Here is a 449-nt window from a genome sequence, read left to right on the forward strand (position 1 = left end):
GCATATCTGGCCAAGAACGCCTTCATCTCCTGGAAGAACGGCAGGGCGTCCTTCACCTGGGAGGACTTCCTCACCCACGTCGGCGCCCGGAAGAAGACCGTCCCGGCCTTCGACGCCTTCGACCTGTCGGCCGGCGAGAACAACGAGTTCGGCGCCGGCACCACCGCGAACCGGCACTTCACGGCGTACGGCGCGAAGAACGACACCACCGGGCTCGGCACCAGGCGGGTCGCCGCCGACATCCCCGAGAAACTGCACCTGATGAACCCGATGTACCACCTGGTGGAGAAGGTCAACGGCCGCCGCTCCAAGCACTGGTGGATCCGCCTCGGCACCAACGACTCCGACACCTCGCACGTGATCTCCGCGAACCTCGCGGCCCGCCTTCACGACCTCGGTGACGAGGTGAACCACCTCTACTACTGGGACCAGGGCCACGGCGCCAACAC

At 66.1% G+C, this 449-nt stretch carries 1 pseudogene; it reads left to right on the forward strand.

The features are described 5' to 3' along the window. Window positions 1-449 (forward strand): annotated as a pseudogene (locus IG05_RS0141120) (Tat pathway signal sequence domain protein); the annotation flags it as partial.

Origin of the sequence: Streptomyces sp. NRRL S-1022, from assembly GCF_000720135.1 — a bacterium.
Classification (GTDB): Bacteria; Actinomycetota; Actinomycetes; order Streptomycetales; family Streptomycetaceae; genus Streptomyces.